A 23,889-nucleotide genomic window follows, 5' to 3' on the forward strand; every position below is an offset into this window, starting at 1 on the left:
AAAAGTAGTGTGACCCATTGCCTAAATCTAGAAAGGCGTGCCTAACTTAGGGCCTTCAATTCTGGAACAATCGGCCGCCCTACAGCGTTGACCAAGGTATGGCTAACCCAACGCATTTCGAACTCAAAGTCCCAGGCGGCAAGCTCCTTGTCGTAGACATCGAGGTCACCGACGGAACTATCTCCTCCGCGCAGGTCTCGGGCGATTTCTTCCTTGAGCCGGAAGAGGCCTTCGAGGCTCTCGGCCCTACGCTGGAGGGCTCCAAGGTTTCTGATTCCACGCAAGAGATCACCGCGCGGCTCGATGCCGCACTCGCCAAGATTGAGGCGGAGCACCCTGTGGCCCTCCACGGCTTTTCCACGCACGACTTGGCCGTAGCTGTTAAGCGTGCGCTCTCAGGCGGCACCGACTTCACGGACCACCAATGGGAGATCCTCCAGCCGGGAGTGCTGCCTACCCCAGTGAACGTGGCGCTCGACGAGGTCATCCTCAACGAGGTGGCTGAGGGCAAACGTGGTCCGACGCTGCGTTTCTGGGAGTGGGACGACAAAGCGGTCGTGTTCGGCTCCTACCAGTCCTATGCCAACGAGTTGGACCAAGCAGGCGTCGACAAGCACGGCATCACTCCGGTGCGTCGCATGTCGGGCGGCGGCGCAATGTTCATGGAAGGCGGCAACTGCATTACCTATTCCATCTATGCGCCTGAGTCCCTGGTTGCCGGGTACTCCTACGAGGCTTCCTATGCCTATTTGGACCAGTGGGTGTTGGCCGCGCTAGCTAAGCACGGCGTCAATGCCTGGTACGTTCCCATCAACGACATCACCTCCGACGGCGGAAAGATCGGCGGTGCCGCACAGAAACGCCGCGCGGGCGCCGTTCTTCACCACACCACGATGAGCTACGACATCGATGCAGACAAGATGATGGAAGTCCTGCGCATCGGCAAGGTGAAGGTCTCCTCGAAGGGACTTTCCTCCGCCAAAAAGCGCGTGGACCCGCTGCGCCGCCAGACTGGCGTAAAGCGCGAAGAGATCATCGAAACGATGGCCCGTGAGTTCGCCACTCGCTACGGCGCCAAGGACGCCGTGCTTTCCGACGCGACCCTTGCCGAGGCCGAGCGCCTCGTTTCCGAGAAGTACTCCACCGAGGAGTGGACGAAGCGAATTCCGTAATTCTTTCGCGGCTCTTCTCAGAGTTCAAAAGCAGCCCGGCGAAATCGCAGTTCCCGCTCAGCGGCATTAGCCGTCATGCGGTCACAACCTCAACACGCAGCCCCACTGCGCTGAGCAGTTCTAAAACGGTGGAAAAGCTCGCTTTTCCGGTCCCCAGCTCCACATCTCGGACCGTTCTGTCGCTCACTCCCACCAACTCGCCCAATTCTTCCTGAGTCAATTGATACGCCTTTCGGCTTTCCCGCAGTGCGGTCCCGAGTTCAGTCAACCAGCCATCGATGCGATTCATGCCGGAAATATCCTTCCTTTTTACGCTTTTCAAACTCTAAAATAGCCTCAAAATCACAAAACAGGAAGTATTTTTCCGATTTATCCATTTCCCCTGACATCCTCCTCACCCCGGCAAGTTTCCGGAAGGATATTTCCCCTTCAAACAACCCGCACCACCACACGGGCTCGAAGGTCGACGTAGCGCCCCTTGCATCCCCGGGCACCCCAACCATGAGCCCGATCTCACAATAGTTGCACGGGAATTTATAAACGTCGTACAGTGTTGATGTCATTAGTGAACCGATCAGTCCATAATCGATGGACTAGACAGTTCAAATACATACAAAGTTGTCTACAACGCCAAACTCTCACAAGTTCGAAGTAAAAGGAATTTTCGTGTCTCAACCACAAACGCAATCACGGAAACTGCCCAGCTGGGTAACCGGCTTCGGCGCCCAGGTCATTGCAGGCCTCATCATCGGCCTGATCCTGGGATTTATCGCTTCCAAAATGGACGCTGGCCTGCCTGCCGACGATGAAAAGGGCTCCTGGCTCACCCAGACCCTCACCGGCGTGGGCAGCGCTTATGTCCAGCTACTCAAGGTGATGGTGCCGCCGCTCATCTTCGCGGCCGTTGTTACCTCCGTGGCAAACCTCCGCAAGGTTGCCAACGCCGCATCGCTCGCGATTTCCACCTTGGTGTGGTTCGCAATTACCGCCTTCTTCTCCGTCATCAGCGGCATCGTCGTTGCCCTCGTGCTGCGCCCTGGCGTTGGTACCACTGTCGATGCAGCGAGCGCAGCGGAGCCATCCCACGTCGGTTCGTGGACGGCCTTCCTGCAGCAGCTCATTCCCTCGAACTTCATCGGTATGAAGGCTTCCTTCGACGAGGGCGAGGTTTCCCTAGGCTTCGGTGCCCTTCAGCTACTGGTTATCTCCCTGGCGCTGGGCATTGCCGCCGTGAAGGCCGGCAAGGCAGCCGACCCATTCCTGCGCTTTACCGAGTCCTTCCTCAAGGTCATCCAGGTTGTCTTGTGGTGGATCATCCGCCTGGCGCCGGTTGGCACCGCAGCCCTCATCGGTAAGGCAGTGGCCACCTACGGCTGGGACGCACTGGGTTCCCTGGGCAAGTTCGTGCTCGCGATGTACGTGGGCTTGGCAATCGTCATCGGCGTGGTTTACCCGGCAGTTCTTGCCTTCAACAAGATTCCGGTCGTGGGCTTTTACAAGCGCGTATGGCCCGTCTTCTCCCTGGGCTTTGTTACCCGCTCCTCCATGGGCGTTATGCCGGTTACGGAGCGTTACACCGAGCAGGCAATGGGTGTGCCGAGCGAGTACGCTTCCTTCGCCATCCCGCTGGGTGCTACCACCAAGATGGACGGCTGCGCTTCGGTCTACCCTGCTATCGCCGCCATCTTCATCGCTCAGTTCTACAACATTGACCTGACGTTGACGCAGTACCTTCTCATTATCTTCGTCTCCGTCATCGGTTCTGCCGCAACCGCGGGCACCACCGGTGCAACCGTCATGTTGACCCTGACCCTGTCCACCCTGGGCCTGCCTTTGGCCGGTGTTGGCCTGCTGCTGGCCATCGAGCCGATCATCGATATGGGTCGTACCGCCGTGAACGTTACCGGCCAGGCACTGTGCGCCACGATCGTCGCCAAGCGCGCCGGTATCCAGAACCAAGAGGTGTGGGACGCAGCCGAGCACGGCGTATCCGGCTTGATGGAGTCCGAAGAGCGCGAGTCCGTCGACGCCTAATAAACTTAGGCATTAACGCAGGGAGGCGCCTCACTGAGTGGGGTTCCTTCTTCGTTTTGCTTCGGTTACTCTCGATGCCGGTCGGACTCGGTCGGTGCCGGTCGGCGGTAGGCTGTGTGCTAGTCGACGATCGCCCCAAGAAAGGCCGCCATGGCAGGTGCCAGGTGGACGGCCTGTTCGTTAGTAAGTACCGCGCCTTTGAGGGAACCCACACCAGAGATAGCGTCGAAGTCGAGGCCGCGGAAGTCCACGTCTTTCATCCGCGCCGCATCCACCCGCAGGGTCCGAGCACGACAGCCCCGGAAGGCCACGCGTTGGGCCTGTACCTGGGACAAATCGACTTCGTCGAATACGCAGTCTTCAAAGAGGACATCCCGCAGTGTTCCACCAGAATGGTTAGTCCAGGCGAACTTGCACCCGCTGAACCTCACCGAAAAGAGGTCCGCTTCACCGAAGTCTGCAGCGCCAAAACGGGAATCAGCCACCTCGACGTCGCGAAGCACGGTGCACGCCATCCTCCATCCTGGCGCATCGAGGCCGGTCAGCTCGCACTCGGTGAAAGTAGATGAGGAAAGGTCGATTCCGTCGAGTGAGGAATCAGCAACCATGCACCCAGTCAGTGACATCCCTTGAAGGTTGCGCTCAAACTCGCCGGAGAACCACTCGTTTTCAAACACTCCCCTCGCGTCCAGTCCCAGGCCTTCCCGCACTTCCAGGTGCAATGAAGATAGTTGGGGCGCTTGGACGATCCGGCGAGTCACTGCTTACTTCCTTGTTGGTCGTGTTTTATTCATTTACGCGTTGCGTTCTATAGGTGCAAGCTTACGCAGCACCAACTCCGGCATCCACGAACGTGCCCCGATTGTGCGGGCAAGCATCCAGACAAGAACGAGAAGGGCTGCAACTGCCGCGAAGACAGCAGCGACGCTGCAGGCTCACAAAGTCGCGGGATCGACTGGAACGCTGATCGATTGTGCAGGAAGATAAGGGCGCAACAAGGCTAGGAGGCCAAAGTGGCGCTTGTTGAGCAGTGGATTGAACAGGCTCCGTGCGCTGATCTGAAGGTCCGGCTCAGCAGTCAGCAACGCTTGGTACACCGGCCACTGCTCCTCATCCGACGCTAAAGAGTGAACCAAATGAACCCAGACGGTTTCGCCAAAGCGATTGACAGCGTTGGGATCGGCGCCTGCAGCGATGAGCTTTTCGATGACTGGGGCGTCCTGCGCGCAGAGCTCTGGGTTGTCCGCCAGCTCCGGCAGCAGCTTGGTTGGCGGTGCCCAACCGAACTCAAGCATCGCCGTGAGAGCCTCAACTCTTTCGGCAGTGTCACGGACACGCGATGCATCAAAGAATACGGCTTCCGGGTCATGGCTCGCCCAGTCGATAGTGTCAACGAAAGTCATTACTGTGCCTCCTGGAGTTGAATCACGAGCCAATCGGGAATCCATTCCGCGGTGCGCGGGAAAGTCTCTATGTCGGCCGCCCACTGCTGCGGGCTAGGTTGTACCGACCACGCCGGGCGGTAAGCAAAGTTAGGTGTGAGGACAAAACCGTTAGGTCCTGGCTTACCGTGCAGCGAGAGCCACGCTCCACGGGGATCGTCTTTGCAATAGCGGGCATCCAAGAATTCGGCACGCTTGTCTGCTGGCAGTTCCCCGCTGACCTCGTAGATTTCGCCGCATGCACGCAGTACGAACTCTGGCAGGTCGGCGTCGATGGTGCCGTAGTAAGGCCCCTCTTGGCCGTTAACAGGCGCGGCAGGAGCAACGCTGTATTTTTCTTCGGCCCACTGACGCGCGGATTCGAGTTGAGTGCGGGCTTGGGGACGCAGCTCATCCACCTCTTGCGCGGAAAGGCTCTTGCCATCGATGATGATGCCATGTTCGGCAGGAGCGAAGTCGATGAGCTCTCTCATCGTCATCTGCAATTGTGCTCCCTCGAAAGGCGCGATGTCGAGGGTATGCGCCTCCAGATGCGGTAGCTTTTTGCGGCTGCGAATCTTGAGCCGGAGCGGACGCGGCTTTGCTAGCGCCACTCCGACCAGCGGGGCGAAATTGAAAGTATCGGGCTTTTCCATGGCAGTCTCCTGTCGCGTATAACTACAAAGTCGTTGACCATGTGCCGCCTAGTGTAAATAACTACTGTGACGTCCGCCTGAGGAGTTTCCGCACTGAAGTTTCACGCTGCACAAAGCGCTAAGAAATGGCTGTGTTGCACCAGCCGCAGACCGAAGAGCTAAGCAGTGGCAGCCGTAACGTGCACTGTTTCGCCGTATGCGCGCCGACCATGCACGAAGTAGTACAGCACCGTCGCCAAGGCCACGGTTGCGGCAAGCACCCAATACATAGCGGAGTAGCCCAGCGCAGAAATCAGCATGCCCAAGACCACGGGGCCAAAGCCTATTCCGATGTCGAGGAGTAAGAAGAGCGTCGAAATACCCGCGCCCATCTCGTGCGGAGCCACGAGGCGCACGGCCACCGCTTGCGCCGCCGGCATGATGGAGCCATAGCCCAAGCCAACCAAAGCACCCGCGATGACGACCTCCCAGTCAGCTACTGCGATAGCAAGCACCACGAGACCAATCATGAACGAAGCGAGCGCACCGTAGAAGATGACGTTATCGCCGTGGCGGTCTTGGACACGGCCCAAGACAAAGCGCATCGCGAGGCTGACAATCGCATAGGCAATGAAGAAGAAGCTGGCGCCCGTCGCCAGGTCGGACGCGTCAGCATAAGCGTTGAGGTACGTGATGATGCCTGCATAAGCAACGCCGATGAGAAGCATGAAGAAGCCAAAGGGTGCGACCGCCGGGTGGACGATGTTGGCCAGGCTAAAGGTCACGCTAGGGCGCTCCTGCGTGGGAGTCTTGAGTGCCAGTGCCAAAGCCACGGCACATACCGCGAGGCTGAGCACCACAACGAAGATGGTGTTGTAGCCACTCGCACCGACGATAGCCAGTCCTGCCGCCGGGCCAAAAGCGGTGGCAAGGGTAGTTCCCAAGGCAAAGTAGCCCGTGCCCTCAGCACGGCGATGGTCAGGAATGACGGACTGCGCCACGGCCATGACGGCAGTCGACGCCACCGCATACCCCAGGCCATGAATGATGCGCACGACGATAAGCAGCGCCAACGAGTGCGCAACAAAATACGCGGCACATGCCACGGTCACGAGAACCAACGAGACCAAGAGGGACTTTTTACGTCCTGCCGCATCTACCAGATATCCCGAGAACAGTCGCGCAATGGTCGCACCGACCACGAAGGAGCTGGAGGCAAAGCCGCCCGCTGTGTCTGATGCACCAAACTGTTGCACCGCATACAAAGCCATGATCGTCACCAACAGGTAAAAGACCATGAATTGGGCAAAATTAACCAGCCATGCAAAGACGAATGTTGGGGTGATGAGTTTCTGCTCAGCGGACGTAGGAAACACCTTCTTGACGCATATGGAGTTAAAACGAACCCTAAAACGGTATCAGACCCTTAATCGGCGCATGGCACTAGCTGGGCAGCAGAGCGGCTACCTCGGCGTCGGAAAGCACTGCGTCCTCGAAGTTGCGCAGCGTCTCCTCCGCATTGAACTCCACACCGATGAGCACGACCTCAGAGCCCGGCGTCACTCCGTTGGAGGCCCACAGTGAGGCCGGCTGGATCTGGAGGTTGGGGCCTGCCTGCTGCCAAGCGTGGGCAACGCGCAGATCCGTGTCGATCCAGCAATACCCCTTGGAGCGGACCAACCCGGTACTCACGCGCAGCGCCTTGAGCAGTCGCTCACGATTGAACGGCCTATCGGAGCGAAAGACGACGGAAGAAATCCCGTACTCCTCAGTCTCCGGTGTGTGTGGATTGGCCAGTTCCTCAGCATAGCCGTGATAGGTCGCGGCGGTAGCGGGGTTATAAAGGGCGGCATCGAGGATGAGCTCGGTGGCGATGACGCCGTTGGTCACCGGCACCACCTTGGCGCGGCGGTTCATAGCCTTGACGGTAGCGATGACCCGCTCGGTCTCCTCCGCGTCGACGAGATCGGTCTTGGTAATCAAGATAAGGTCGGCGAACTCAACCTGGTCCACTAAAAGGTCCGCGATGGTCCGGTCATCTTCCGGAGTCGCTTCGATTCCCTGTGAGACAAGGCTGCGGCCGCGACGTAGCTGGTCTAAGAAGGTCGAAGCGTCGACGAGGGAGACCATCGTGTCGATGTTCGCGTAGTCCTGCAGCTTGAAGCCGTCTTCGAATTCCCACTCAAAAGTGGCGGCAACCGGCATCGGCTCGGAGATGCCGGTCGACTCAATGATGATCTGGTCATATTTGCCTGACCTTGCAAGGCGCGCAACCGAGTCGATGAGGTCCTCACGCAGGGTGCAACAGATGCAGCCGTTGGACAGCTCCACGAAACGGTCTTCGCCGCGTTCGAGGTGTCCCTCCCCTGCAACGAGCGCCGCGTCGATGTTGACCTCGGAGAAGTCGTTAACAATGACGGCTAGCTTGCGGCCTTCACGGTTGGCCAAAAGGTGATTGAGCACAGTGGTTTTGCCGCTGCCTAAGAATCCAGAAAGAACAGTCACGGGTGTAGTCATTCCGCAAATGATAATCATTTTCAATTATGGAGACAACTACGCCCTAACCGAAGACCCTCCGCGTGTAATCAGAACCAAAGCGCCACTGCGGGTCCAGTTCCTCACGCAGGGCACAGAACTCGTCGAAGCGCGGATACAGCGCGGAGAAGTCTGCCCGCGTCAAGGTGTTCATCTTGCCCCAGTGTGGGCGGCCGCCGGCGGCCTTCAGAATGGACTCCACCTTTGGCAAGTATTCGTATGGGTTTTTGAAACGCGGGACGTGGAACGCGATGTACATCGACTCGCGGCCGTTGACGGTAGACAGCGCGACGTCGTCAGGTGCCGTGGTGCGTAGCTCCAGCGGGAAAGCAATCTGTCAGCCCTGTGCATCAATTAAACGTCGGATTTCTCGCACCGCTTCAGGTCCATCCGCCAGTGGTCGACTTCGCGGGAGTGCGGATGAGTGAGCGCCGCGGTCCGACTTTGACGCCACGCAGATGGGAAGCCCACCCGCACGCGTCACCATTTGTTCCGCGTTGAAGTCGAAAGCGGCAATGTCAATGACACCAAGAGGGGCAGCCGCCTCGCCGGCCCTGACGAGTGGCGCGATAGTTTCCCGGAGCTGCGGGCTCGGAATTTTTGAAAGCGTTGCCATAAAGTAATGCTACTCACACTCGCACCATGATTGCGATACATATCACAATCAATTTCTGGCACTATAGACTCCATGAAAACCTTCACTAGTGCTCATCTCCCGCCGCGCGTCTCTGATTTCCTGGCCACCAACCCGGTAGGCGACGTGCGTGGTTCCGGCGCTCAACACACAGCACTCATGCCGTTTACAGGCGAAGAGCTTTTCTCCTTCCCCACGGCCACGCCCAAGGACGTCGCCGCTGCCGTCACCACCGCACGGGCCGGGGTAGGCCAGGGCAATCGCGGGCGCATACTGCTCAAGCTCCACGACCTAATCCGGAAACATGAAGAGCTCATCCTCGACCTCATTCAGGCTGAGAACGGCAAGTCCCGCTCGCACGCCTACGACGAGGTGATGGATCTCTATAACTGCGCGCGCTTTTATGGCGTGAACATACGCAAGGCCTTTGGTCCGGAGCGACATCCCGGCGCGTTGCCGGTGCTCACCAAGACGCGCACCCAGCACTACCCACTGGGCGTCGTGGGGCTCATCTCCCCGTGGAACTATCCGCTTTCCTTGGGCGTGGGCGACGTTCTGGCGGCGCTTTCTGCTGGCAACTCTGTGGTTCACAAGCCTGATTCCCAGACCACGCTGACGGCAATCTTGGTCCGCCGGCTGGCGATTGAAGCCGGCCTACCAGAGGCTGCCTGGCAGCTAGTACCAGGCAACGGCGCGGAGGTGGGCGACGCCTTGATTCCCCTCGTCGACGGTCTTTCCTTTACCGGTTCCACCAAGGTGGGCAAGTCCATTGCCACCCAGGCGGCCGGACGTCTCATCCCCACAATGTTGGAGCTCGGAGGTAAGAATCCAATGCTGGTGCTTGACGACGCCCCCCTTGAGCCCACCGCTCGCGGCGCCGTGCACACTGCCTTCTCGTCCTCGGGCCAACTGTGCATGTCCGCCGAACGCGCCTACGTGCACACGGACATTTATAAGGACTTCCTCGTTGCGCTTGAAAAGGCCCTCGACGAACAGACTCTGGGCGCAGCGTTCTCCGATGCCGCAACTATCGGCTCCCTGACTTCGCAAAAGCAACTCGACGCCGTCCAAGCCCATGTGCGCGACGCTGTGGACAAGGGCGCAACTATTGTCTACGGCGGAAAGCATCGCCCGGAACTCGGTCCGTTTTTCTTTGAGCCCACGGTGCTCACTGGGGTAACGCAGGAAATGGAGCTCTTCGCTAACGAGACCTTCGGCCCAGTGTTGGCTGTGTACGAGGTCGATTCTGATGCTGCTGCCATCCACGCAGCAAATGACACGAACTACGGCCTATGCGCCTCAGTGTGGTCGGGCAGCCCCCGCCACGGCTGGGAGGTTGCTTCCCAGCTAGAAGCGGGCATGGTCAATATCAACGAGGGCTTTGCCGCAGCATATGGTTCTATTGCCGCCCCAGGTGGCGGCGTAAAGGAGTCCGGCCTCAATCACCGCCACGGTATTACCGGCATGCGCTTGTGGGCAAATGAGCGCACCGTAGCCGAGCAAAAGCTGCACCCGCTGGCGCCCTCGGAGCTACTGCCGCCGCAGCGCTTCCAGAAGCTCATCACCACGGGCATGGCGGCCATGAAGGCGCTGCGCTTGTAGCAGCATAAAGAAAGTCCGAATAAAGTTTAAGCAATGCTCCATCTAACGCTGCCTGAACTTCGCGCCCGCCGCCTCATCGCCCAGGGCCTGGCCCCTTCGGCGGCGCGCCCAGCCACCACTTCACCGCTGGCTGCGGCCGAACACCTCATGGCAGTCCAAGGGCAGAACTATGCCGCGGGCGTGCGCGCGCTGGCCCTGCGCAGCACCCAAGGATCCGCAGCGCCAGACGATGCCGCAGTGCTCAACGCCATCGATGAGTTCCAGGTCGTGCGCTGTTGGCCGCAGCGCGGCACGGTCCACTTCATGCCTGCTGCCGACGTGCGTTGGATGTCCCGCCTGCTCTATCCCCGTGTCGCGCGCAGCCAGCAAGCCCGACGCCCAGGGTTGGGCCTCGACGAAGACCTGTTTAACCGCGCACACGCCGCACTTCACGACGCCGCCCTAAAAAGCACGACGCCGACTCTGACCCGCGCCGAGGCCTACGAGATCTTCCGGTCAGTTGGCATCGCTCCGGATGGCGGCCGTGGATCGCACCTGCTGCGCGCATTCGGTGGCGCGGGCGACCTCGTCCAAGGACCGAAGCACGGCAAGCAAGAAACGTTCATGCACGTCGATGTCCTCCCCGTCGAGCAACGTCAACCGGAGGAGCCGCTCCGCGAGCTAGCACTGCGCTACGTCAGTGGACATGGTCCGGTGAGTGCCGCCGACCTAGCTTGGTGGACCATGCTCGCCAAAGGCCAAGCAGCCAAGGCCCTCGAAAACTCCGGATTGGTGCGGGCTGAGCACGAGGGCGAAACCTTCTGGCTCAGCCCATGGCAGCAGGACGTGACCGCAGAGGAAATCTCGGTCGCATTGGCGCTGCGGCTCGAGCTTCCCGCCTTCGACGAATACTTGTTGGGCTACGCCAACAAGGAGTGGATTCTGCCCGATGAACTACGCCCAGATATTCTCACCAAGAACGGGCTTAGCTGGCCGTGGGTGATGGAAAACGGTATGGCCGTGGCTAGCCTGCGTGAACCCGCTTAAGGCATGCGCAAGATGCGGCGATGCACCGTGCCGGCGGGCTCGACGTGGATGAACACTTCGGCGCCTGAGAAAAGCTCGTCGATGTTGTCCTCGATGCGATCCGCGATGTCGTGGGCCGCAAGAACTGTCCACTCGCCAGGCACGTCCATGGTGAGATAGACCAAGCGCTGGCGGCCCGATGCGATGGTACGACGGGACGTGAACAACACGTCGAATTCATCCTCAAGCTCAGCAAGTCGCGCATCAAGCTCAGCGTGCTCTTCCTTGGGCAAGGACTCGGAAAGCAGGCTGCTCAAGGATTCTTTGAGCAGCTTGTAACCGGTCCACAGGATGTTGATGCCCACTGCAAAAGCGACCATCGGATCGAGCCACAGCCAGTCCGTCAGGGCAACCAGCGCGATGCCCACGAGGACGCCAACAGAAGTCCACACGTCAGTCAGCAAGTGATGGCCGTCAGCTTGAAGCGTTGCCGAACGATATTTCTTGCCCGCTTTCAGCAACGCCAGACCGACAGCCAGATTAAGGACCGAAGCGAGCGTCGAAAGCGCCAGACCAATGCCTGGCTGTTCCAAAGGCTGGGGGTTGAGCAAGCGCAATGCAGAGGTATAAATGATGAGTGCTGCGGCGACGAAGATCATCGCGCCCTCTACCAACGCGGAAACATATTCGGCCTTGCCGTGGCCGAATTGGTGGTTCGCGTCAGCCGGCTTCGCAGCAATGCGAAGGGCGATGAAGCCCACTACTGCAGCAACGAGGTTGACTCCGGATTCCAAAGCGTCAGACAGGAAGCCGACGGAGCCAGTAAGCATGGCCGCAAGGACCTTTAAGACAATGGTGAGAACAGCCGTCGCGATGGACAGCTTCATGAAACGCTCAAGCAGGAGCTGCTCGGAAGGAAGTGCCATACAGATACCTTCGGTTAGTTTGGCGCCAACCGAGCATCCAACAACGGGGACAATCGGTCGACGTAGGAACTACGGACCGAAGGTCTCGCTCACTCACGAATTTCGCAAGCTGGGTGGCCGGGCGCAAAGGCACCAGTATGTCGACCATCCATCCGCCGCCATGGGAGGCCGCGGAGGAGCTACTCCCCTTCAGGAGGTTTTAGGTTAGCAAGCCGCCAAGTTGCCAACAACTCGGCGGCTCAAGCAATGCTGAGACTACAGCTTTAATCTCAGGCGAGCGCTAGCCGCCAATCTTGAAGTCGCAGACGTCGCCGTCCTGCATGATGTATTCCTTGCCTTCTTGACGGACCTTGCCCTCAGCACGGGCAGTGGCCATATCGCCGGCGGCATCCAGGTCATCGAAGGAGACGATCTCAGCCTTAATGAACTTCTTTTCAAAGTCGGTGTGGATGACGCCTGCTGCGGCAGGAGCTGCCGCGCCCTGTTTGATGGTCCAGGCACGCGCTTCCTTCGGGCCTGCGGTCAGGTAGGTCTGCAGGCCGAGGGTGGCAAAACCTGCTTTAGCCAGAGTTGCCAGGCCAGGCTCGGTCTGGCCGACGGACTCGAGCAGTTCCATTGCCTCTTCCTCGTCGAGCTCAAGCAGCTCGGTCTCAGTCTGTGCATCGAGGAAGACGCACTCTGCTGGGGCGACGAGCTCGGCGAGCTCGGCCTTCTTCGCGTCGTCGGTAAGCACTGCTTCGTCGGAGTTGAACACGTACAGGAACGGCTTCGCCGTCATCAAGTGAAGCTCACGAACCAGTGCGAGGTCGATCTCGCCATTCTTGGAAGCGGCGAAGAGCGTGCGGTCATCCTCCAGGATTTCCTGTGCCTTCTTGGTGGCCTCGACGGTCTCAGCCAGCTCCTTGTTCTTGCGCGCTTCCTTCTCCAGGCGCGGCAGGGCTTTTTCAATGGTCTGCAGATCCGCCAGGATGAGCTCGGTGTTAATCACGGAAATATCGTGGGCAGGATCGACCTTGCCATCGACGTGAATGACATTGTCATCGGCAAAGGCGCGCACGACCTGGCAGATAGCATCTGCCTCACGGATGTTGGCAAGGAAGGCGTTACCCATGCCTTCACCCTTGGATGCGCCTTCGACGATTCCGGCGATGTCCACGAAGGACACGGTCGCCGGCAGGATGCGCTCGGAGCTAAAGATCTCCGCCAAGCGGTTAAGGCGGTGATCCGGTAACTCAACGAGGCCGACGTTCGGCTCGATGGTGGCGAACGGGTAGTTCGCTGCCAGAATGTCAGAACGGGTCAGGGCATTAAACAGCGTGGACTTGCCAACGTTAGGCAGGCCGACGATTCCAAGTGTAAGACTCACAGGGGCAATCCTAACGCACCCAAGGTTTTTTAAGGCAAGATGGTGGGGTGAGTTCTCATTCGCCTTCCTCATCATCCACGCCGCCATCCGGTCACCACTCGGATCCGGACCACGCTGGGCTCGGCGATCGTTTTGACGAGTCTGTTGATGCCGCAGCGCTTGACGACGTCTCCCCTCACCCACCCGGAGACCAAGTCGACCGTTCCGTTGTAGTCGGCGAGGTAATTAAGTCTGCTTCCCTATGGGCACTGCGCCTGTTCGTCATTTGTCTTTTCCTTTATGCGCTCTTCCGCATCGCCGGCAACCTCTGGCGCGGCATCCTGCCTATCCTGTTGGCTCTCATCATCTGCACAGTTTTGGCTCCGATCACCCGGTGGCTACGCCGCCACCATGTGCCAAGTTCGCTAGCAGCGGCGTTGACGATCTTGGTTTCCTTCAGCGCACTGGGCGCGCTGTTTCTTTTCATCGCGCCGAATTTCGTTCGGCAATCCCAAACGCTTTATTTGCAAACAGCCAACGGCATTCAGGCACTGCGCCTATGGGTCCAGCAGCCGCCGCTGAATCTCAATGAGGATCAGATCGGCACCTACATCGATGAGATCGCCGCCTGGGCACAAAAGCAGGCCGGCACCATTGCAGGATCCGTGTTCAACGGTATTGGGCAGGCAACCAACATCATCGTGACCTTGATGGTGGTTTTGGTCTTGACCTTCTTCTTCCTGAAGGACGGTCACCGCTTCCTGCCATGGCTGCGCGAAGCCACGGGCCGGCGCACCGGTTGGCATTTGACGGAACTGCTCACCCGAGGCTGGAACACACTGGGCGGTTTCGTGCGTGCCCAGGCGCTCGTATCGCTAGTCGACGCCATCTTCATCGGCATTGGCCTGGCCATCATCGGGGTCCCGCTGGCACTAACGCTGGCCATCATCACCTTCGTTGCGGGCTTTATCCCCTTTGTTGGCGCTATCGTCGCCGGCGCGCTTTCGGTGACCATCGCCTTGGTCTCCCTGGGAATCACCAAAGCACTGTTGGTCTTGGCGCTCGTGCTTTTGGTCCAGCAGCTTGAGGGCAACGTGCTCTCCCCCTGGTTGCAATCTAAGGCGATGAACCTGCACCCCGTCGTTGTGCTGACTTCCGTCACTGTGGGCTCTGCTCTCTTTAACCTCGTGGGTGCGTTCTTGGCTGTGCCAGCGGCCGCGATGTTCGCTGTGGCGTATCGCTACTTCCAGGACATGATGATGCTGCAGTCTGGCGAGAAAACCGCAGAGGATATGCATTTTGCCACGGTGGCAGGCTTCCTCATTGGCCGCTATACCCAAGAGCAGGGCGATCATAAGCGGGAGGCCTGGTTGGCGATGCCGGACCACGCCGCCCCGGAGGCCGTACCTGCCGATGTTGCTAATCACGGCAATAGTCCGCACCTCGACGCCGCGGTCGATATGGATGCCCGCCCTACTGGTAAGGGCGAGGGAGAAGCACCTGCTTCCCGCGGCACGCAGATGCGCGTTGTTCGAGGTGGCGTGCAAAAGGCTATGTCGCGCGTCGAACATCTGTTGCATCCACGCCGCGAAGATTAGGCCAAGACAAACGGCAACGTCCGGAGCACGCGCTTAGGTGGTGGCTATGTCTACCACCTTGCCCGTGCTTTTGTTATTTCTAGGTCTTTTCATCGGCGCCATTTTGGGCTGGCTGCTGCGCGAATACCGCAGTAATTCCGCGCGCCCCAGCGATGAGCATCGCGCGCTACAGGAATCGCAACGCCGGCAAGCGGAGCTTGCGCCTTTAGAGAAAGCTATGGACCGCTTGGGATTCAAACTGCAGGAATTAGAGGAAGACCGCGCCACTGCCCTAGCAGCATTATCGAGCCAAGTCCAGGCTGTTACCCGGACTTCATCCAGGCTGACAGATCGCACTGACAAGCTCGTGGGCGCTCTGCGTTCCCCAAACGTCCGCGGCCGCTGGGGCGAGATGCAACTAGAACGCGTCGTGGAAATCGGCGGCATGACCAAACACGTGGATTTCGATTCCCAGGTAACAGCAACACTCAACGGAAAATCCGTACGCCCCGACCTCGTAGTGCATCTAGCGGGTGGGCGCAACATCGCTGTCGATGCCAAAGTGCCGTTTTCTTCTTATTTGGACGCAATGGACACCGAAGATCCAGAGGAGCACGCAGGTTACCTCCGCCGGCACGCACACCTGTTACGCAACCATGTTCAAGCGCTCTCCCATCGCGATTACATTGAGGCCTTCTCTCCCACTCCTGAGTTCGTAGTGCTCTTCGTCCCGGCGGATCCGTTCCTAGACGCCGCATTGAGCATCGATCCTGAGCTGCTCGAGTTCGCCTTCGGGCGCAACATCGTCATCGCCACGCCAAGCACACTTTTTGCGCTCCTGCGCACTGTGGCGCTGGGATGGCGGCACGAAGACATTTCAGAGAAGGCACGCGAGGTGCAACGTCTTGGCCGCGAGCTCTATGCGCGGCTAGGCACTCTCAACGAGCACTATGAGAAAGTCGGTCGCAGCCTTGAAAAAGCAGTCGAAGCATTCAACTCCAGTCTCGGCTCCTTGGATTTACGAGTGGGGGTTACTGCACGCAGGCTCTACGAGCTGGAGATCCCAGCACGCACCGATAAAAAACCGGTCTCCCCGCACCCCATCGAGGCAGAACCGCGGCACCTACGCTTTGGGGAATAGCTGCATTTACCTCCTTCACGGAAATAAATTTCGCCACATTCGGGCGAAGAAATACCGATAAGCCCAGCCAACGCTGTAGAATCTTCCGGCGTGTCACTTGCCAAAAATCGAAACCACCGAGCCGCGCGTGAAACCTCCGCCGCTGCGCATGAGCTGCCGCTAGCCAAGGGTCTCCTTGGCCTAGTAGCCACGTTCGTCGTAGCCGCACTGATCACGATTGCCGTGGGTTCGATTGGTTGGCTATTCTTCATCATCTCCGCGGCCGGTGCGCTGGCAGTCACCTGCTTCGCCCGCCTGCGCAGCTTGTACCTCCTAGTTGTCAGCATTCCAGTTCTGTTTACGGTCGCGATTGTGTTGACCTCCTGGGTGCTGTCCATTCAAGCCGCGCCAAAAGGCACATCGCCGTTCTCGAACACGTCACTGCTTTCCGCAGCGTTCCCTTTTATCCAGCGTTTCCCCTGGTTGCTCATCGTATTTTTGTTGTGCGCCGCTCTTGCCGTAGTCCGTCTATGGCGACACAAGAACTTGGCTCGAACCCGCGACGCCAAGGCACAGGTTGCCCGTCGCGCGGAGCAAAAAACCAATGAGCGCACTACCAACGAGCGTCTTTCCGTTGCCGAGCTTATAGCTCGTAACCGCCGTGATGCAGAAGGCTCAGGTGAAGCACTTCCCCAGAGTTCGCCGCGCCGCCGTACCCGTGCCCGCGAGTTGGACCGTGAGGTTCGTCGCCGCCGCCAGGCTGAAGAACGCGAGCAGCAAGCCCGAGAGCGCGTGGAAAAGAGCCGCTCAAGCAGTGAGGAGCTCAAGCGCGCACACGACGAGCGCGTGGCTCAAGCACGCTCCTACCGCGAGGCACGTGAGGCCCGCGAGCGGGGTACCACAGCTAGCTCCGCGGAGTACGACGATTCCGACTTCGCACCGCGCCGCCCCGACCCCGCACGCCGTGCTGGCGATGCAGGTGAATCCCGCGAAACCGAAACCACCAAGCCTAAGGCGTCCAAGGCAAAGCCAAAGTCCTCGTTCTTGGAAGACAATCTCTACGACGAAGACTAGTTCACCGCGCAAACCAGCTCGAATATTAGCTATCAATAAAACACCCAGGGCAGCCATTTACTGCTCTGAGTGCTTTTCTTTTGCTGTGGCTTAGGAGGGCACCCTTAAGCCTTTGGGGCCTGCGACGTGCGCGCCGGACGCAGCTCTCGTGGCAGGGAGAACTGGATAGTCTCGGTGGAAGTGGTAACTTGCTCAACGTTGCTGTAACCACGCTCGTCGAGGAATTCGAGCACCTCGCGCACGAGCAGCTCAGGTACAGAAGCGCCACAGGTAACGCCGACGGTCTCGACGCCTTCGAGCCACGCCTCATCGATCTCACGGGCGAAGTCGATGAGGTGGGAAGCCTTGGCCCCTGCCTCTAGCGCCACCTCAACTAGGCGCACGGAGTTCGAGGAATTCTTCGAGCCCACCACAATCATCAAATCGCATTTCGGAGCAATATTCTTCACCGACTCCTGGCGGTTCTGGGTGGCGTAGCAGATGTCGTCTGAAGGCGGATTCTCGAGGTGCGGGAAGCGCTCGCGCAGCTTATTCACAATAGTGATGGTCTCATCCACCGAGAGGGTGGTCTGGGATAGCCAGATGAGCTTTTCATCTTGCAGGGACTCAGGCAGCTTGTCGACGCCCTCGATGCCATCCACCAAGTGCGTGACCTCAGGAGCCTCGCCGGCGGTGCCTTCGACCTCTTCGTGACCTTCGTGGCCCACCAACAAGATGTGGTAGCCATCTCGCTGGAAACGGCGCGCCTCGTTATGAACCTTGGTCACCAGCGGGCAAGTTGCATCAAGGGTCAGCTGCTTGCGGCCTTCAGCCTCCTCACGCACCGCCGGGGCGATACCGTGTGCGGAGAAGACAAGGTGCGCGCCCTCGGGCGCTTCGGATGCTTCCTCGACGAAGATGACGCCGCGCTCAGCTAGCGATTCCACGACGTAGCGGTTGTGGACAATCTGCTTGCGCACATAAATCGGTGCGCCGTACTTTTCAAGTGCCTTCTCCACGGTCTCAACTGCGCGATCGACACCGGCACAATAACCGCGCGGTGCTGCCAGGAGAACATTCTTGCCAGTCTCAGTCATGCGTTCCAGCGTATCTAAAACTGCTTTGAAACAGTAGATTGGGTCGCTTTGCAAAGGCAATAGGTGGCCTATTTCTGACGTGGACAGCAATGTGACTTCGCTCGAACTTTCTCTGGCCCGCTGACCTTTAAATTTGCCCAAGCTGGCTGCCTCCGAAGACCACATGTCCGGGCTGGACAATAGACTTAAGTGGCAATCCACTGCTGCATAGAAAGGCTGCTTTGTGAATCAACCAGCAAACTCTGCGGAGACGCCCTGGCCCGTAGGCCGGGTCAATGACCAGGTCAAGGGTTGGATCGAGCGTCTCGGGTTCTTGTGGGTCGAAGGCCAATTAACCCAGATCAACGTCAAGCGCTCATGGAGACTTTCCTACCTCACTTTGCGCGACGTCGAGCAGGAAAAGTCCGTGCAGCTAACGTGCCCTACTGACATGGTCTTGAAAATGCCCACGCCTTTAAAAGACGGCGATCGCGTGGTGGTCTACGGCAAGCCCGCCTTTTATGCCGGCCGCGGTTCCTTTTCATTGTGGACCACTGAGATTCGCCACGTCGGCGTCGGTGATTTGCTAGCACGCATTGAGATGCTGCGCCAACAGCTTGCTGCTGAAGGGCTCTTCGATCCTTCGCGCAAGTTGGCGCTGCCCTACCTACCCAACAAGGTAGGGCTTATCACCGGCCGCGGCTCTGCTGCTGAACGTGACGTGCTAGCCGTGGCAAAGGACCGTTGGCCGGCGGTGCAATTCCGCGTCATTAATACCGCGGTGCAGGGAGCGAACACCGTTCCAGAGGTTATCAACGCGTTGGAAACCCTCGATGAGGATCCAGAAGTAGACGTCATCATTATCGCCCGTGGCGGCGGTTCTGTCGAAGACCTTCTTCCTTTCTCCGAAGAGGCTCTACAGCGCGCAGTTGCCAGCGCACGCACTCCGGTGGTCTCTGCTATTGGCCATGAGCCAGACAATCCAGTGCTCGACAATATTGCAGACCTCCGCGCCGCCACTCCTACTGACGCCGCAAAACGAGTAGTGCCATCAGTTGCTGAGGAATACGCATTGGTGGATGAAGCGCGTTCCCGCATGGCAGCTGCACTGCGTGGTTGGGTCGAAAGGGAAAGGCGCGGGCTGGAAAATATTCGTTCACGCCCCGTGCTTGCTGATCCAATGACGCCGATCAACGCACGCCGTGATGAGCTTGAGCGCTCCCGCGCGTTGATGAAGCGCGAGGTCACCTACTTGCTCGAGCGAGAAAGGAACAAGGTCACTGCCCTGCGCGCACAGGTCTCGGCTCTCGGCCCGTCGGCCACCTTGGAACGCGGCTATGCCATCGTCCAAGTCGTGCCGCGTGATGGCTCGGGCCCAGAGGTTGTGACTTCCTACGAGCAATCACCACCCGGCTCGCAGTTGCGTATCCGCGTCGGTGATGGCTCGATTACCGCAGCGGCAATGGCGGCCAAACCAGCCGACTAACAAACTTCAGTAATCATTCAGCGCTAAAGCACTGAAAAATATAGACCCGAAGCCAAAGACTTAACTAAAGGAGCAGACATGAACGAGACAATCGGTACCGGTACTCCCGGCCAAGACGCATTCCCGCCAGTAGAGGAACTTACCTACGAGCAGGCTCGCGATGAGCTCATTGAAACCGTCAAGATTCTTGAGCTCGGCCAGATGGGCCTCGACGAGTCGCTGAAGTACTGGGAGCGCGGTGAAGCGCTGGCAAAGGCCTGTGAGGCCCACCTTGACGGCGCTGCGCGTCGTGTCGAGAAGGCACTAGATAGTGCCGATAACTCCGAAGATGCCACAGACGCAGAAAACGCATCATCCAACGAAGGAGAGTACTAATGCAGATTTACGGCTACCCAGGTGAGCGCGTGGACTTCGTATCAAAGTCCGGCTCTGCCGGTTCCCTGCTCTTTGGCGATCCACGCCATCTTGCAGAGGAGTTTTTCGGCACGCCGCATACGGCAAGCACTGATGAGATCTCCTATTACTCTGGCTCCATCGTGCTGTGCTTTAAAGAAGGCCGGCTCCGCGAGGTAAAAATCTACCCGCAGAACTCCAAGCGCGAACGAGTCGACGTCTACGTTGCTAAGCAGCGCCTGAGCGGCCTAGACGAAGAAACCCTCGCCCAAACGGTAGAAACCGCGGGCGAGGGTGTCCAGGTCGAGTTTGCAGACGGCCTTTACTCAGCCACCTTCAGCTAAGGCTGCTGCGAGGTCGGTGCTGAAGCACCGTCCTCCTGCGCACCAGCCTCGGCTGCCCCGTCGTCATTCACGTGCAGAACCGGCGCCTTGGCGAATGCCTCGATGGTGGTCTCGTAATCCGCTTCAGAGGCGGAGCCGGACAATACCAAGCGGGAGTCGCCTAAATCTGTGATCCATAGTGGCCGAACATTAGCGTCGTCGCTTTCTAGGATCTTGACCTTCTTGCCGGCCACCTCACGCTCGGATTCGTTGGCACGGTAGTTGGAGTCATAGCCTTTCTCCGCCTCTTCAATAGAGACTTGGGTCTGCGTAGACTCCACATAGCCTTCATCAGCAGTCAGCCAGCTCACCACGGAGGCGTTCTCCCCCGCCACAGCGGAGCGACGCGCGGCAGTAGGCGCCCAGCCTTCGGGCATCTGTGGGTTACGGATTACTGCCCCCGTAGCGCGTGCTTCCATCTCTAGGAACGTCGTGGCATCGACATCCTGGACAGGCCCCTTCTTTGTCTCCGGGTTCACGCTACACAAGCCGGTAGCTCCCACAACAAGGAGCATGGCGATGACGGTCACGCCGAGAGACAAAATAATGTCCCGGGCGCCCTCAAAAATCTTGGGTTTCTCTTCTGCTGCCACGCGTCCAGTATTCCACGTACCCAAGCGCACAACGAAAAGCCGGGGCGAACTCAAATTCTTATGCTGCGAATTTTCTACTTCACTGCCCCCGGGATCGGGCAAAGCCCTCAATCGGGGGCACCAACCTGTCTAAAAATCCATTCAAAAGTGCAAGAATAGGAAACAGTGCCCTGGAAGGTTCCAGCGGCGAGACAGAAAAAGAATGGAAGGCAGCCTAAACACATGTCCGAAAACACTTCTTACATGCCAGATCGCAACCTCGCTATGGAGCTGGTTCGCGTCACTGAGGCCGCAGCTTTGGCCTCCGGCCGCTGGGTAGGCCGTGGCAAGAAGAATGAGGGCGACGGCGCAGCTGTGGATGCAATGCGCAAGCTCATCAACTCCGTCGCAATGAACGGCGTTGTGGTCATCGGCGAGGGCGAAAAGGACGAAGCCCCGATGCTGTTCAACGGCGAAGAAGTGGGCACCGGCGAGGGCGCTGCAATGGACATCGCAGTTGACCCGGTCGACGGCACCCGCCTGATGGCAGAGGGCCGTCCGAACGCTATTTCCGTCATCGCTGCCGCAGAGCGTGGCACCATGTATGACCCGTCCGCCGTCTTCTACATGAACAAGATTGCTGTCGGCCCAGCTGGCGTCGGCGCAATCGACATCAACCAGTCCGTTGAGTGGAACATCAACTCCGTCGCTAAGAAGCTCGGCATCAAGGCTGCCGACCTCACCGTCGTTGTACTGGACCGCCCGCGCCACCAGGACCTTATCGATCAGATCCGCGCTGCCGGCGCAAAGGTTCGCCTCATCATGGACGGCGACGTCGCAGGCGCAATCGCTACCTGCCAAGATTCCAACTCCATCGACATGATGATGGGCATCGGCGGCACCCCTGAGGGCATCATCACCGCTTGCGCCATGAAGTGCATGGGCGGCGAAATCCAGGGCAAGCTATGGCCGAAGGACGAGGAAGAAGCCGAAAAAGCTCGCCAGGCTGGCCACGACTTGGACCGCGTTCTGGGCACCGACGATCTGGTTTCCTCCGATAACTGCTACTTCGCTGCTACCGGCGTTACCAACGGTGACATGCTGCGCGGTGTTTCCTACCGTGCAAACGGCGCCACTACCCGTTCCCTGGTTATGCGCTCCAAGTCCGGCACCATCCGCTACATCGATTCCGTACACAAGCTGGCCAAGCTGCAGGAGTACTCCGTTATTGATTACTCCAACGCAGCGGATGCCTAAAGGTTTTTAAAGACCCGCTTTTGCATTTGGTGCACGCCCTTTTCAGCATGGACGTGCACCTTGCACATTCGCACGCCATTTAGTCCATACTGGTTTTAGTGAGGCGTGACTTCCAGCACCATTATGGTGCCGGTTGATACAAATCTTATTATTGCGTTTACTGCCGGAAGGGACACGTTATTCCGACTCCCTCCCGACACAATCGCTAAATGAACATCTTTATTCAACACATAATTTTGAGGTGGATTTCATGACTGAGTACCGCATTGAACACGACACCATGGGTGAAGTGAAGGTTCCTGTTGATGCTCTGTGGCGCGCACAGACCCAGCGTGCTGTAGAAAACTTCCCGATTTCCGGCCGCGGGCTTGAGGCCGCTCAGATTCGCGCTTTGGGCCTGCTGAAGGCAGCTTGCGCACAGGTCAACAAGGATTCCGGCACGCTCGATGCGGACAAGGCTGACGCAATCATCGCTGCAGCGAAGGAAATCGCTGAGGGCAAGCACGACGATGCTTTCCCAATCGACGTCTTCCAGACCGGCTCTGGCACCTCCTCCAACATGAACACCAACGAGGTCATCGCCTCGATCGCCCACAACAACGGCGTAGAGATTCACCCCAATGACCACGTGAACATGGGTCAGTCCTCCAACGACACCTTCCCTACCGCAACCCACGTTGCGGCCACCGAGGCAGCTGTCAACGACCTCATCCCAGGCCTGAAGGTGCTGCACGAGTCCCTGAGCGCCAAGGCCAAGGAATTCGCGGACGTCGTTAAGTCCGGCCGCACCCACCTGATGGACGCAACCCCGATCACCCTGGGCCAAGAGTTCGGTGGCTACGCACGCCAGATCGAGCTCGGTATCGAGCGCATCGAGGCCACCCTGCCACGCCTGGGCGAGCTGGCTATCGGCGGCACCGCAACCGGCACCGGCCTGAACACCTCCGCTGACTTCGGTGCAAAGGTCACCGAAGAGCTCAAGAAGCTCACCGGCGTTGAGCAGCTCAAGGAAGCAGAGAACCACTTCGAGGCTCAGGCGGCGCGCGACGGACTCGTTGAGTTCTCCGGAGCAATGCGCACCGTTGCGGTATCCCTGAACAAGATTGCCAATGATATCCGCATGATGGGCTCCGGCCCACTGACCGGCCTGGCAGAAATCCACCTGAAGGATCTGCAGCCAGGTTCCTCCATCATGCCGGGCAAGGTTAACCCGGTTCTGTGCGAGGCAGCCACCATGGTTTCCGCACAGGTCATCGGCAACGACGCTGCCGTTGCATTCGGCGGCGCCAACGGCCACTTCGAGCTGAACGTGTTCATCCCGGTCATGGCACGCAACGTCCTTGAGTCCGCTCGCCTGCTGGCTAACGTCTCCCGCATCTTCGCTGAGAAGTGCGTCGACGGCATCGAGGCTAACGAGGAGCGCATGAAGAAGTTTGCTGAGTCCTCTACCTCCATCGTTACCCCGCTGAATTCCAAGATCGGCTACGAGAATGCAGCAAAGGCTGCTAAGCACGCACTGCACGAGAAGATCACCGTCCGCGAGGCCGTCATTGACCTGGGCTTCGTCGACGGCGAGAACCTCACCGAGGAAGAGCTGGATGAGCGCCTCAACGTCTTGTCCATGACCAACCGCGAGCGTGATAGCTTCTAAGCTTTCTACCTA

General features: G+C 58.8%; 23 protein-coding genes. 12 read left to right on the plus strand and 11 right to left on the minus strand.

Going from position 1 to position 23,889, the window contains the following annotated elements:
* Window positions 1-98 precede the first annotated feature (98 nt).
* The gene (locus tag HMPREF3169_RS09335; RefSeq protein ID WP_061921685.1) at window positions 99-1,172 is read left to right on the plus strand and encodes a lipoate-protein ligase small subunit; all 1,074 of its coding nucleotides are present in this window, start codon (window positions 99-101) and stop codon (window positions 1,170-1,172) included.
* A 73-nt stretch (window positions 1,173-1,245) separates the two neighbouring features.
* Here the strand turns inward: HMPREF3169_RS09335 and HMPREF3169_RS09340 are convergent, their stop codons facing one another.
* Complete coding sequence (locus HMPREF3169_RS09340) at window positions 1,246-1,461, minus strand: helix-turn-helix domain-containing protein (RefSeq protein WP_061921683.1); 216 nt, start codon at window positions 1,459-1,461, stop codon at window positions 1,246-1,248.
* Window positions 1,462-1,838: 377 nt separating this feature from the next.
* Here HMPREF3169_RS09340 and HMPREF3169_RS09350 point away from each other — a divergent pair, with 377 nt between their 5' ends.
* The gene (locus HMPREF3169_RS09350) at window positions 1,839-3,206 is read left to right on the plus strand and encodes a dicarboxylate/amino acid:cation symporter (protein ID WP_061921680.1); all 1,368 of its coding nucleotides are present in this window, start codon (window positions 1,839-1,841) and stop codon (window positions 3,204-3,206) included.
* Window positions 3,207-3,325: 119 nt separating this feature from the next.
* Here the strand turns inward: HMPREF3169_RS09350 and HMPREF3169_RS09355 are convergent, their stop codons facing one another.
* The 6 genes from HMPREF3169_RS09355 to HMPREF3169_RS13440 all read right to left on the minus strand — a co-directional run bounded on the left by HMPREF3169_RS09355 (window position 3,326) and on the right by HMPREF3169_RS13440 (window position 8,131).
* Window positions 3,326-3,967: a pentapeptide repeat-containing protein gene (locus HMPREF3169_RS09355; RefSeq protein WP_070456240.1), complete on the minus strand. Its 642-nt coding sequence runs from the start codon at window positions 3,965-3,967 to the stop codon at window positions 3,326-3,328.
* A gap of 174 nt (window positions 3,968-4,141) precedes the next feature.
* A complete protein-coding gene (locus HMPREF3169_RS09360; protein WP_061921672.1) occupies window positions 4,142-4,609 on the minus strand; it encodes a hypothetical protein in 468 nt (155 codons plus the stop codon).
* Window positions 4,609-5,283, minus strand: a complete 675-nt coding sequence (locus HMPREF3169_RS09365) for a hypothetical protein (RefSeq protein WP_061921668.1) — start codon at window positions 5,281-5,283, stop codon at window positions 4,609-4,611. Before HMPREF3169_RS09365 ends, HMPREF3169_RS09360 begins: the two co-directional genes overlap by 1 nt.
* A 158-nt stretch (window positions 5,284-5,441) precedes the next feature.
* Window positions 5,442-6,638 carry an MFS transporter gene (locus HMPREF3169_RS09370; protein ID WP_082778583.1) on the minus strand — a complete coding sequence of 399 codons (1,197 nt, stop codon included), beginning with the start codon at window positions 6,636-6,638 and terminating at the stop codon, window positions 5,442-5,444.
* 67 nt (window positions 6,639-6,705) lie between these two features.
* Window positions 6,706-7,779 (minus strand): GTP-binding protein, encoded by a 1,074-nt coding sequence (locus tag HMPREF3169_RS09375; RefSeq protein WP_070456335.1) that lies wholly within the window; start codon window positions 7,777-7,779, stop codon window positions 6,706-6,708.
* A 43-nt stretch (window positions 7,780-7,822) separates the two neighbouring features.
* On the minus strand, window positions 7,823-8,131 hold the full coding sequence (locus tag HMPREF3169_RS13440) for a D-arabinono-1,4-lactone oxidase (protein ID WP_371441020.1): 309 nt from the start codon (window positions 8,129-8,131) through the stop codon (window positions 7,823-7,825).
* Between the two features lie 354 nt (window positions 8,132-8,485).
* On the opposite strand from HMPREF3169_RS13440, the gene HMPREF3169_RS09385 reads away from it, so the two are divergent.
* Entirely contained in the window at window positions 8,486-10,033 is a 1,548-nt protein-coding gene (locus tag HMPREF3169_RS09385) for a succinic semialdehyde dehydrogenase (protein WP_070456244.1), read from the plus strand.
* Between the two features lie 33 nt (window positions 10,034-10,066).
* The gene (locus HMPREF3169_RS09390; RefSeq protein ID WP_062041362.1) at window positions 10,067-11,059 is read left to right on the plus strand and encodes a winged helix DNA-binding domain-containing protein; all 993 of its coding nucleotides are present in this window, start codon (window positions 10,067-10,069) and stop codon (window positions 11,057-11,059) included.
* Here HMPREF3169_RS09390 and HMPREF3169_RS09395 read toward each other — a convergent pair.
* Both HMPREF3169_RS09395 and ychF read right to left on the minus strand, forming a co-directional pair.
* Window positions 11,056-11,964, minus strand: a complete 909-nt coding sequence (locus HMPREF3169_RS09395) for a cation diffusion facilitator family transporter (RefSeq protein WP_061921654.1) — start codon at window positions 11,962-11,964, stop codon at window positions 11,056-11,058. The genes HMPREF3169_RS09390 and HMPREF3169_RS09395 overlap by 4 nt on opposite strands.
* A gap of 280 nt (window positions 11,965-12,244) precedes the next feature.
* The gene (gene ychF / locus HMPREF3169_RS09400) at window positions 12,245-13,330 is read right to left on the minus strand and encodes a redox-regulated ATPase YchF (RefSeq protein WP_061921651.1); all 1,086 of its coding nucleotides are present in this window, start codon (window positions 13,328-13,330) and stop codon (window positions 12,245-12,247) included.
* Window positions 13,331-13,377: 47 nt separating this feature from the next.
* On the opposite strand from ychF, the gene HMPREF3169_RS09405 reads away from it, so the two are divergent.
* The 3 genes from HMPREF3169_RS09405 to HMPREF3169_RS09415 all read left to right on the plus strand — a co-directional run bounded on the left by HMPREF3169_RS09405 (window position 13,378) and on the right by HMPREF3169_RS09415 (window position 17,080).
* A complete protein-coding gene (locus tag HMPREF3169_RS09405; protein ID WP_062041368.1) occupies window positions 13,378-14,907 on the plus strand; it encodes an AI-2E family transporter in 1,530 nt (509 codons plus the stop codon).
* A gap of 46 nt (window positions 14,908-14,953) precedes the next feature.
* The gene (locus HMPREF3169_RS09410; RefSeq protein WP_061921645.1) at window positions 14,954-16,027 is read left to right on the plus strand and encodes a DNA recombination protein RmuC; all 1,074 of its coding nucleotides are present in this window, start codon (window positions 14,954-14,956) and stop codon (window positions 16,025-16,027) included.
* A 90-nt stretch (window positions 16,028-16,117) separates the two neighbouring features.
* Window positions 16,118-17,080 carry a DUF6542 domain-containing protein gene (locus HMPREF3169_RS09415; RefSeq protein ID WP_070456246.1) on the plus strand — a complete coding sequence of 321 codons (963 nt, stop codon included), beginning with the start codon at window positions 16,118-16,120 and terminating at the stop codon, window positions 17,078-17,080.
* Window positions 17,081-17,184: 104 nt separating this feature from the next.
* Here HMPREF3169_RS09415 and HMPREF3169_RS09420 read toward each other — a convergent pair whose 3' ends face one another.
* Complete coding sequence (locus tag HMPREF3169_RS09420) at window positions 17,185-18,156, minus strand: 4-hydroxy-3-methylbut-2-enyl diphosphate reductase (protein WP_070456248.1); 972 nt, start codon at window positions 18,154-18,156, stop codon at window positions 17,185-17,187.
* 223 nt (window positions 18,157-18,379) lie between these two features.
* Between HMPREF3169_RS09420 and xseA the strand changes: the two genes are divergently transcribed.
* From xseA to HMPREF3169_RS09435, 3 genes are all read left to right on the plus strand, one after another.
* A complete protein-coding gene (gene xseA, locus HMPREF3169_RS09425; protein ID WP_070456250.1) occupies window positions 18,380-19,621 on the plus strand; it encodes an exodeoxyribonuclease VII large subunit in 1,242 nt (413 codons plus the stop codon).
* Between the two features lie 78 nt (window positions 19,622-19,699).
* Entirely contained in the window at window positions 19,700-19,996 is a 297-nt protein-coding gene (locus tag HMPREF3169_RS09430) for an exodeoxyribonuclease VII small subunit (protein WP_061921633.1), read from the plus strand.
* Entirely contained in the window at window positions 19,996-20,358 is a 363-nt protein-coding gene (locus HMPREF3169_RS09435) for a hypothetical protein (RefSeq protein WP_061921631.1), read from the plus strand. Before HMPREF3169_RS09430 ends, HMPREF3169_RS09435 begins: the two co-directional genes overlap by 1 nt.
* Here HMPREF3169_RS09435 and HMPREF3169_RS09440 read toward each other — a convergent pair.
* Window positions 20,355-20,990 (minus strand): DUF4245 domain-containing protein, encoded by a 636-nt coding sequence (locus tag HMPREF3169_RS09440; protein ID WP_070456251.1) that lies wholly within the window; start codon window positions 20,988-20,990, stop codon window positions 20,355-20,357. The genes HMPREF3169_RS09435 and HMPREF3169_RS09440 overlap by 4 nt on opposite strands.
* A 222-nt stretch (window positions 20,991-21,212) precedes the next feature.
* Here HMPREF3169_RS09440 and glpX point away from each other — a divergent pair, with 222 nt between their 5' ends.
* Window positions 21,213-22,226: a class II fructose-bisphosphatase gene (gene glpX / locus HMPREF3169_RS09445; RefSeq protein ID WP_061921624.1), complete on the plus strand. Its 1,014-nt coding sequence runs from the start codon at window positions 21,213-21,215 to the stop codon at window positions 22,224-22,226.
* Window positions 22,227-22,476: 250 nt separating this feature from the next.
* On the plus strand, window positions 22,477-23,877 hold the full coding sequence (locus HMPREF3169_RS09450) for a class II fumarate hydratase (RefSeq protein ID WP_070456253.1): 1,401 nt from the start codon (window positions 22,477-22,479) through the stop codon (window positions 23,875-23,877).
* Window positions 23,878-23,889: the final 12 nt, after the last annotated feature.

The sequence above is a fragment of the Corynebacterium sp. HMSC08C04 genome (genome assembly GCF_001807495.1).
GTDB classification, from domain to species: domain Bacteria; phylum Actinomycetota; class Actinomycetes; order Mycobacteriales; family Mycobacteriaceae; genus Corynebacterium; species Corynebacterium simulans.

Coding starts and splice junctions, on each gene's coding strand:
- HMPREF3169_RS09335 (WP_061921685.1), top strand. CDS start 99: ATGGCTAACCCAACGCATTTCGAACTCAAAGTCCCAGGCGGCAAGCTC.
- HMPREF3169_RS09340 (WP_061921683.1), bottom strand. CDS start 1,461: ATGAATCGCATCGATGGCTGGTTGACTGAACTCGGGACCGCACTGCGG.
- HMPREF3169_RS09360 (WP_061921672.1), bottom strand. CDS start 4,609: ATGACTTTCGTTGACACTATCGACTGGGCGAGCCATGACCCGGAAGCC.
- HMPREF3169_RS09365 (WP_061921668.1), bottom strand. CDS start 5,283: ATGGAAAAGCCCGATACTTTCAATTTCGCCCCGCTGGTCGGAGTGGCG.
- HMPREF3169_RS09375 (WP_070456335.1), bottom strand. CDS start 7,779: ATGACTACACCCGTGACTGTTCTTTCTGGATTCTTAGGCAGCGGCAAA.
- HMPREF3169_RS09385 (WP_070456244.1), top strand. CDS start 8,486: ATGAAAACCTTCACTAGTGCTCATCTCCCGCCGCGCGTCTCTGATTTC.
- HMPREF3169_RS09390 (WP_062041362.1), top strand. CDS start 10,067: ATGCTCCATCTAACGCTGCCTGAACTTCGCGCCCGCCGCCTCATCGCC.
- HMPREF3169_RS09395 (WP_061921654.1), bottom strand. CDS start 11,964: ATGGCACTTCCTTCCGAGCAGCTCCTGCTTGAGCGTTTCATGAAGCTG.
- HMPREF3169_RS09410 (WP_061921645.1), top strand. CDS start 14,954: ATGTCTACCACCTTGCCCGTGCTTTTGTTATTTCTAGGTCTTTTCATC.
- HMPREF3169_RS09420 (WP_070456248.1), bottom strand. CDS start 18,156: ATGACTGAGACTGGCAAGAATGTTCTCCTGGCAGCACCGCGCGGTTAT.
- HMPREF3169_RS09430 (WP_061921633.1), top strand. CDS start 19,700: ATGAACGAGACAATCGGTACCGGTACTCCCGGCCAAGACGCATTCCCG.
- HMPREF3169_RS09435 (WP_061921631.1), top strand. CDS start 19,996: ATGCAGATTTACGGCTACCCAGGTGAGCGCGTGGACTTCGTATCAAAG.
- glpX (WP_061921624.1), top strand. CDS start 21,213: ATGTCCGAAAACACTTCTTACATGCCAGATCGCAACCTCGCTATGGAG.
- HMPREF3169_RS09450 (WP_070456253.1), top strand. CDS start 22,477: ATGACTGAGTACCGCATTGAACACGACACCATGGGTGAAGTGAAGGTT.